The sequence below is a fragment of the Luteirhabdus pelagi genome, assembly GCF_016827595.1.
Lineage (GTDB): Bacteria > Bacteroidota > Bacteroidia > Flavobacteriales > Flavobacteriaceae > Luteirhabdus > Luteirhabdus pelagi.
Genome location: NZ_JAECMS010000011.1, coordinates 1 through 7,630 on the forward strand (window position 1 = coordinate 1; position 7,630 = coordinate 7,630).

The following is a 7,630-nucleotide window of genomic DNA, read 5'->3' on the forward strand; positions in this document are numbered from 1 at the left end:
CACAACAGTTAATAATAGGACATACTTCTGCATTGCTAAAATATTGGTTAGTTGTTTGAATATATTATTGCCAACGGATTTGTATAACGTATCGTTGTGTGGTTTTCAATTTACGCTTTTTTCAGATAATGACTTTTTTGGGCTGATTTTGTGGGATTTTCAATAAGAATAATCATTCCACACAATGGACGTTATACGTTGTTGTGCTTAGTATTTTTTATTCAATCAAGATTTTGCAGTTCGGCAGTTTTTTTCTCAATTTTTCAATTTCATTATCAGATATATAACAGCCGAAACAGTAAAATTCTTCTAACCAATGCATTTTTGATATAGTTTCTAAATCCGAAAAGTGTTGGTTCTCAGTCAAATCAAGAATTCTTAATTTTCTAAGATTTAAAATTTCATTTGGTAACTTTTGAATATAGTTTAAAGTCAATCGTAACTCTTCTAAATTTACAAGTTTACCGATTTCCGGCGGCAACTTATCAATAGCGAAACATTCCTTGGGACGTATATCACAATCTTGTCCGAATACCGATAAATAAATCAAATTATCATTTTCGAAAATTTCGTTCGGTATTTCCTTTATCCCTTTTAAACTCAGAGAATCGATTACCTTATTTTGACCAATACAGGTCACAGTAGAAATCAATAGTACAGCAATTATGAAAGTTATGTTTCTCATCGAAATATTAAGCACAACGGTACCGTATAACCGCTTTTGCTGTTTTTTTCAGTTGTGTTTTTATCAGATGGACAAGTTAGTGATTTTCGTAGGAAGTTTCATCTGAATAACCAACTACCGTAATTGCGGTTATACATTGTTAGGCAACGTTATTATTGTGATAATCAATAAAATCTTGATTAATGAAATGATTATTCGGATTATACTGAATGGGAATATCTATTCTAATAAGTTTTAAATCTAATTTTACGTGACAATTTGGACAAACGCAAATCATATTATCCATATCATCTGGGCCATTTTCATACAACGGTTTAATATGATGTACCTCCGAGTAATACTTGTTTTCAGATATTTGAATAGTAGTTTCGCATAATGCACAAGAATTATTGAAAATCTCTTTAACTTGCAAAACCAAACTTTGATTTCTACGATAAGTGCTATACTCTCGCAAAACTCTCAATGCACTTTCATAATCTTTCCTCAACAAATCAACTATTATGTTTTCTTCAGTAGTAAATTCCGTATAGCTCGGAAAAGTCTGTATTCCCCCGTTTATGTGAATATCTTGCCCAAATTGGATCTGTGGATGGGTAGAATATTCAAATTCTGTTTCAAATCTTACATAACCATTTTGGTCAAATAATATAGCGGGAAAGCTAACTAAAGGATGATACCAATCACCAGTTTTGCGATATCGAGCTGATTGTGCATTCAGATTAAGACGATTATTTAATTGGTTTCCTGTCATTTTATTAATGTTGCCTAACGGTTTTGTATAATGTGCTGTTGTGCGGAGTTGAAGTTACGTATTTTTCAGATAATGCTTTTTTGAAATGATTTAGCGGGATTTTCAATCGAGATATTCAATCCAGCATAATGCACATTATACGTTGTTGTACGCTGGCCTTATTGCCTTTCATAAAATAATCCATCCTTCTCAATCAAATCTGATTCAGAATCGGCATCAGATTCATTCAGCTTTCTCAATAGCTTTAAGTAAATCAAATTACATAATAAAAGTCTTTCGAAATCATTATCAAAATCAGTCAAATCAGAGTATTCATCCAAGTCTTTTTTAGACAGCTTTCCATTTCTGATCCAATTCTCGTATAAAGTCCTTCTTTTTTTAGCCTCATCCTTATCTTGTAGCTCTTGATAATGTTCCAAAAGACAATTCCCATAAATCGTCGTACTCGTGGTCATACCTAAGGACATGAATGAAATGAATTCGTTTGAGTTTACTATTTGATTCACAGATTCTATTAATAGCCTGTCATTACTGACTTGATCTATAAATATGTGGTATGAATTCGATGACCTTGACTCTAAATGACCGTTATTCAATAAATGTATTTCCAATTTTGATATTGAATCAAAATAATCAAATTTTCTTAGGTCGGATTTGTAGTTATCTAGTAAGGAATTAATCATTTTGACCTTTTGTGAAATCTTTTCATTGATACACGGCTTTAATTGATTTTCCATTGTTCCCGAATTAAAATTACAGGAAATCAGAAATATCAATATTAATAAGACAAAAAGGCTTGATTTCATTCAAATAGGCTTGCGTACAACGGTTTTGTATAATGCGCGTTCTGCGCTTTTAAATTTAGTTATTTTCCAATTAGGGTGGGGAAGTGGTGGATTTTGTAGTCCTTTTTAACAGTTTGACCAACCGCGCAGTAATGCGCATTATACGTTGTTGGCAGTAGTACTTTTGATCACATTTACCAATCAATCAATTATTAAATTCAGATTTCCATCCGCTCAACCATATTTTTAATTCTGCAGTTCTTTGGTTATTTAATTCGGTCATACAGAGATTGTAGAAAGCTAGACCGCCTTGTGCAGCATTTCTACTTTCATATTCAGTTATTCTGCATTTTCCTTCGCAATAATCTTTCCATCCGTTTTGACTTCGAATCAGATAAGCCTTATAATTTTTAGCGTCAGAAGTTCCGATACTATTGAGGAATTCAACAGTTTCTCTATAAACTTTTTCAAGTTCTGACTTTGACTCAGTCAATTTTTGACTTATTTCCGCTCTAACTTCTATTGTACTTTTTGATCCATCATTTACCACATTCGATTGAGCCTTACATTGATTAAAAATCATCATAAGGGAAAATAGTATAATCAAATTCAGATATTTAATCATTTTAAGATTTTCGTATTACTGCCAACGGATTTGTATAACGCAAGATGCGCTATTTTCAGACCAAAATAGTCAAAACTTTCGAGATTGTCCGCCGGCGAGGATGATTCCGAGTAGGAATCAACCGAGCAATTTGCGTTATACGTTGTTGCCTGTAGTTGCGGAAAAGGATTTTTCCGATAGCGATTCATTTTCAAATTCAGCTTCAACCATATCACCCCAGACCTAAATCAAATCAGTTTTCCGATCAGTTTTTCCATCTCCACGATTCAAATCAGTTAATCAGTTCAATAACTCAACGCAACAAACTCAAATCAAAATTCAGTCATAAAGGTTTAATCAATTTCTGGTCGAGTGAGAGTCACACCGACCGAGTGAGAATCAGCAAAATCGGTCAGAGTGAATTCCGCTGAAAGCGGATCACCGCAATTACTGGCAACGGATTTGTATAACGCCTCTGTGGCGCGGTCATCAATTTACGTATTTTTCAGTTAGGGTAGGAGTGTTAGTTTTTTTGTAGGAAATCAAATATTCTTAGCCTGCCCAGCGGCATGAGCGTTATACGTTGTTGTGTGTAGTTTTATTTTGAATATTCCCCTTTATCTATAGTTGCCAAAAATAGAGTATATAAAATTGTCAATCCATGCATTGTATTTTCAATTTCGAAAACTTTTAATTTTGTTACATTTTCCAAGAAAAACTTTTTTTCAAGTTTATTTTTTATTCTTCCTTCTTTCTTATAGCTTAATTCTTCTACGAAATCATTTTTTTTATGAGTCTATTTTCTTCCGAAATTACATTTAACTTTTTCAATAATTCTTCTTTTTCATTTAAATCAAATTTGGGATGTAACCCTTGAATATACCTGTACTTACTTATGAATCTTGGGTGTAAATATATTGATGATAAAAATGCATCAAGATATAAACCGGAATTCAGAATTTCTTTTTGGATTATTCTTAATTGAGTATCATTCCAATAAACAATTTTTCGTGTATGTTCAATATCGAACAATAATTCGAAATAAATATTCCTTTGTGGCGATGATATCTTATTAACAATTTCTTGGTCAATTTTTGAAATTTTATAATCAGAATCCAACTTATTTTTAGATAAATAATTATATAATTTTCTTTTTTTTACGTTGTAACTATTGTCAACCACGAACCAGCTTATTTGATTCAAAAACAAGTTATTTGATATATAATATTGGCCTAATAATATAACTGTTGATAATTCTTGAAATTTAGATTGATAATTATAATTAATTGAGTCAGGTAAACCATATTTAAATGATTTATATTCTGTGATATTTAGAAATTGTGCGTCAGGATGTGCTGGGTCAATTCCACCTGAATCTAAAAATTGACTACGATGGGCTTGCTCATTTCTATAAGGCCAAGTGGATGAAGATAATACTTTAAAATCAACTTTCGAGGGCCCATGATCTGGAAATCCATTCACGAATGAATAATAATTACCACTAGAGTGGAGTGATGGAGGCAAAACAATTTCACCTGTCCATAAAAACTCAATTTTGAAGAAACAGGGTTTATTTTTTACACCTGGAATGAATTCTTGGAAATATGCATAATAGGCATTAACATCATATTCTCCAAATGGTATTTTCTCCCCTAGTCTATTCCATTCATTAATTTTATCTAAGGTTGTATTTAGGTTTTTCTTTGGTAGATTTGTTTTAAATAAAATATGATAGCCACACTTACTACCCGATTCGATTACCCAAGGATAGTCCTCAGGAAGTTTCATGTCTTTCAGTAACTTTTTTATGAAATCGTAATTAAGGATACCATCAATATCAATAGCATAGACTTGATTATGGCCCAAATAAAGTCCCACTCCTGAGGTGGTATTGGTATACCCTGATAAAGAAAATTCTGTTTCTCGAGTTATTCCAGGTGATTTGAGGATATTTGATTCAGAAAAATTGAATTTGTTTAATTTGCTATCGATTAGAAATAGTTTGAAATCAAATTCTGTAAGCCTTTTTATATCTTGAATCATGTTGTTTAGTATAATGATAGAATAATTATAAATTCAATTTAGTCATTATAGTATGTAATTTATCCTTATAATAATGGGGGTATTTTTCTAAATACTCTAGGTCGATAAAAGTTTTTACATGGGTTATTTTCTCCATAGCTAAATTACATTCTAATGCTATAAAAAAATCATCAAGTAGATAGATCGTAATAATCTTTAAATCACCGTACCAAGGGAAAATATTATCAACCTCAATTCCCCATTTCACAATTAGAGATAATTGCTGCCCTAATTCTAATTTATCAAAATCTTCTCGCCTCAATTGATATTTATTATAATTGACATTTTCCTAAAATTACACACAACGGTTTTGTATAATGTGTCGTGCTGTGCTTTTAAAGTTAGGCAAAATTCAGTTACCGGAACAAATGTCCTAAACTTGTAGGATTTTCAATATAATTATTCAACCGTGCAGCATGCACATTATACGTTGTTATGTGGCGTTTATGACCACAAATATTCTAGATTAATAGTATCGCTTTTAATTCTAATTATTCTGTAAATTGATCCATTTAAATCAATCGTAGTACTTCCTTCATCAATATCAACTTCTTTCTTGGCTCTCTTACGAAAATGATCACCAAATGACCATTTTTTCACAGATTCAGATGGCTGTTCTCCCTTTTTAATTCTGATCAGATTTACTTCGGCACCTCGATTATATCCTTTTTCAAGTCCTAATACTTTCCAATCTCCGATAAAGCTTGAAATAATAGAATCAGAAGTTTTTAGTCTCTTTTGTTCTAGCTCATTAAAGTATTCTTTAAATAATTCTTTCTCTAAACCATTATAATCTAGTTTTAGCCAATCACAGTTGCCAATCAATTTTATCAGCTCATTATTTCCAATTTTGATTTCATAATGTTCTCTCCAACTTGATGTGGATTGACAGGTGTCTTTTTTGTTTCTGGCTTCCTCTATGAACGCATTTATCATTTGGAGTTCAGATCGGTCGATTTGCTTTTCCCAAGTGGAATCTGTTTGTGATCCGTAAAAATAAAATGGTTGTTTTTTAATTATTCTAATGTTGGATTCATCCTTTAATATTGATAACCTGTGCACTGTCGTTCTTTCATCTCCAGAAAGAAATTTTATTTGAATATTTTGAAAGTCATTAAGATCAGTCTTTGAGATTTTATTCTTTTCGTTCCGACAAGAAAGAAACATTAGAAGAATAAGAAATGCTGAAGTGATTCTCATATTTTTTCTTTAATGCCACATAACGGTACCGTATAACCGCAGTTGCGGTCTTTTCGGTTATGTTTTTATCAGTTATAAATATATTGATTTTCTGTAATCCTTTTCATTTGCTTAACCAACTACCGCTATTGCGGTTATACATTGTTGTGCGCTGGCATCAATCAGTTACAATTTTTACAGTTCAGCATTATTTCTGTAATTATCTTCTCATTTCCTAAAAGGATTTCATTTATGCAATTGCTTTTAGTGTTATAAACTAATTGTATTTGTGGAGGATGATTACCAATTGGAATAGGATTTTCATCATCTCTTTTAGTTTTTCCTATTTTAATTTTCTTCCAATTTAAGTTTGTAGGAATCCAATTTTGTTCCACAATTTTACTGGATTCATCTAATGAACCTCTATATAGCCTAATTTCAATTCCATTATATTCTGCAATAAGTCCATTATATACTTCATCCACTCTTTTATGTATACTTAGAACAATTATTGAAGTACTATCTGACCAAAATTGGTTTTCATTAATACTTAAATACTCGGAATTTGACACTCTATTAACTTCGGTATAATTATCAATTATACACTCGAGTATTGCTTTCCTATCATCAGTTTCTATATTTCCACACGAAATAAAAAACAACAATAAAGTCAAATAAGAAAATTCTAAAACAGTAATTTTTCTAGGCATTTTTTTCTGCTTGCGCACAACGGATTTGTATAACGTGTCGTTGCACGGTTTTGTAATTTACGTCTTTTTCAGATAATGCTAATTTAGCGTGAACTTGTGGGATATTCAATACTTGTAACCAACCCGTGCCATGCACGTTATACATTGTTGTGGTGTCGTTTTTTTTTATTTTTAATTGTCCCAATAATCGCCATTTTTAATCTTTTCAGATACTGTTTTGATGAATTGGTTATATTTTCCAATTGGCTCAAATTCCAACAATTCTTGGTTTTCAGTCAACCATTTTTCTATAATTCCTGAAGTCCAAATTTCAGGTAACTTTTCATCGTTAAGATAGTTTGTCATAAAAGCAAATTCATTTACCATAGTCAGTTTATCAAAATTATATTCCGTTTTATCTACTGGGAAATTTTCAATGATAAATGACTGATGACAACATTGTAAATGTTCAGCATAAAGTTTGGTAAAAATCAGAGTCACATATTTTTCGTGAGCATTTTTGTCAATAGTTCTCAATTCTCTAAATCCGTTAATGATGTTTTCGGGAATTGAGTCCAAAGCAGATGCTCCTTTCGGTGAGAAATTCAGAGCAAATTCAGAAATATCTTTCCTGTAGTTTCGAGATTCCGATTCTGATTGAGTTTTCAATTCAGATTCAGAGTGGATTCTGTTTTCAGTTTTTTCCTGTTTCTGATCACAGTTAAACAGCAAAAATAAAATCGGCAGAAAAAGGACTTTGTTTAAATTCACAATGTTTCTGTCTTGTCCTGAAATAGGTTGACCATTTTTTGGTTGTTTAAATGGTTAAAAATTCCAGTTTTTCTTTGTTCTTCC

General features: G+C 31.5%; 10 protein-coding genes. All 10 read right to left on the minus strand.

The features are described 5' to 3' along the window. Positions 1–217: 217 nt before the first annotated feature. On the minus strand, positions 218–685 hold the full coding sequence (locus I4Q58_RS15185; protein ID WP_203296763.1) for a leucine-rich repeat domain-containing protein: 468 nt from the start codon (positions 683–685) through the stop codon (positions 218–220). Positions 686–824: 139 nt separating this feature from the next. After that, positions 825–1,436: an HNH endonuclease gene (locus I4Q58_RS15190; protein WP_203296764.1), complete on the minus strand. Its 612-nt coding sequence runs from the start codon at positions 1,434–1,436 to the stop codon at positions 825–827. Between the two features lie 158 nt (positions 1,437–1,594). Next, a complete protein-coding gene (locus I4Q58_RS15195) occupies positions 1,595–2,173 on the minus strand; it encodes a hypothetical protein (protein WP_203296765.1) in 579 nt (192 codons plus the stop codon). 253 nt (positions 2,174–2,426) lie between these two features. Further along, the gene (locus I4Q58_RS15200; protein WP_203296766.1) at positions 2,427–2,846 is read right to left on the minus strand and encodes a lysozyme inhibitor LprI family protein; all 420 of its coding nucleotides are present in this window, start codon (positions 2,844–2,846) and stop codon (positions 2,427–2,429) included. Between the two features lie 750 nt (positions 2,847–3,596). Further along, the gene (locus I4Q58_RS15205) at positions 3,597–4,868 is read right to left on the minus strand and encodes a bifunctional DNA primase/polymerase (RefSeq protein WP_203296767.1); all 1,272 of its coding nucleotides are present in this window, start codon (positions 4,866–4,868) and stop codon (positions 3,597–3,599) included. A gap of 25 nt (positions 4,869–4,893) precedes the next feature. Beyond that, a complete protein-coding gene (locus tag I4Q58_RS15210) occupies positions 4,894–5,169 on the minus strand; it encodes a hypothetical protein (RefSeq protein WP_203296768.1) in 276 nt (91 codons plus the stop codon). 182 nt (positions 5,170–5,351) lie between these two features. Continuing rightward, on the minus strand, positions 5,352–6,107 hold the full coding sequence (locus I4Q58_RS15215; RefSeq protein WP_203296769.1) for a hypothetical protein: 756 nt from the start codon (positions 6,105–6,107) through the stop codon (positions 5,352–5,354). A 161-nt stretch (positions 6,108–6,268) separates the two neighbouring features. Next, positions 6,269–6,796, minus strand: coding sequence for a hypothetical protein (locus I4Q58_RS15220; RefSeq protein WP_203296770.1), 528 nt, complete (start codon positions 6,794–6,796; stop codon positions 6,269–6,271). Next, positions 6,789–6,980 (minus strand): hypothetical protein, encoded by a 192-nt coding sequence (locus I4Q58_RS15225; RefSeq protein ID WP_203296771.1) that lies wholly within the window; start codon positions 6,978–6,980, stop codon positions 6,789–6,791. The genes I4Q58_RS15220 and I4Q58_RS15225 overlap by 8 nt, the downstream gene beginning before the upstream one ends. Next, positions 6,968–7,546 carry a hypothetical protein gene (locus tag I4Q58_RS15230; RefSeq protein WP_203296772.1) on the minus strand — a complete coding sequence of 193 codons (579 nt, stop codon included), beginning with the start codon at positions 7,544–7,546 and terminating at the stop codon, positions 6,968–6,970. The genes I4Q58_RS15225 and I4Q58_RS15230 overlap by 13 nt, the downstream gene beginning before the upstream one ends. Positions 7,547–7,630: the final 84 nt, after the last annotated feature.

What these genes read in the sequence shown, in the direction of transcription:
- I4Q58_RS15185 (WP_203296763.1), bottom strand. Translation starts at nt 685, where the DNA reads ATGAGAAACATAACTTTCATAATTGCTGTACTATTGATTTCTACTGTG.
- I4Q58_RS15190 (WP_203296764.1), bottom strand. Translation starts at nt 1,436, where the DNA reads ATGACAGGAAACCAATTAAATAATCGTCTTAATCTGAATGCACAATCA.
- I4Q58_RS15195 (WP_203296765.1), bottom strand. Translation starts at nt 2,173, where the DNA reads ATGGAAAATCAATTAAAGCCGTGTATCAATGAAAAGATTTCACAAAAG.
- I4Q58_RS15200 (WP_203296766.1), bottom strand. Translation starts at nt 2,846, where the DNA reads ATGATTAAATATCTGAATTTGATTATACTATTTTCCCTTATGATGATT.
- I4Q58_RS15205 (WP_203296767.1), bottom strand. Translation starts at nt 4,868, where the DNA reads ATGATTCAAGATATAAAAAGGCTTACAGAATTTGATTTCAAACTATTT.
- I4Q58_RS15215 (WP_203296769.1), bottom strand. Translation starts at nt 6,107, where the DNA reads ATGAGAATCACTTCAGCATTTCTTATTCTTCTAATGTTTCTTTCTTGT.
- I4Q58_RS15220 (WP_203296770.1), bottom strand. Translation starts at nt 6,796, where the DNA reads ATGCCTAGAAAAATTACTGTTTTAGAATTTTCTTATTTGACTTTATTG.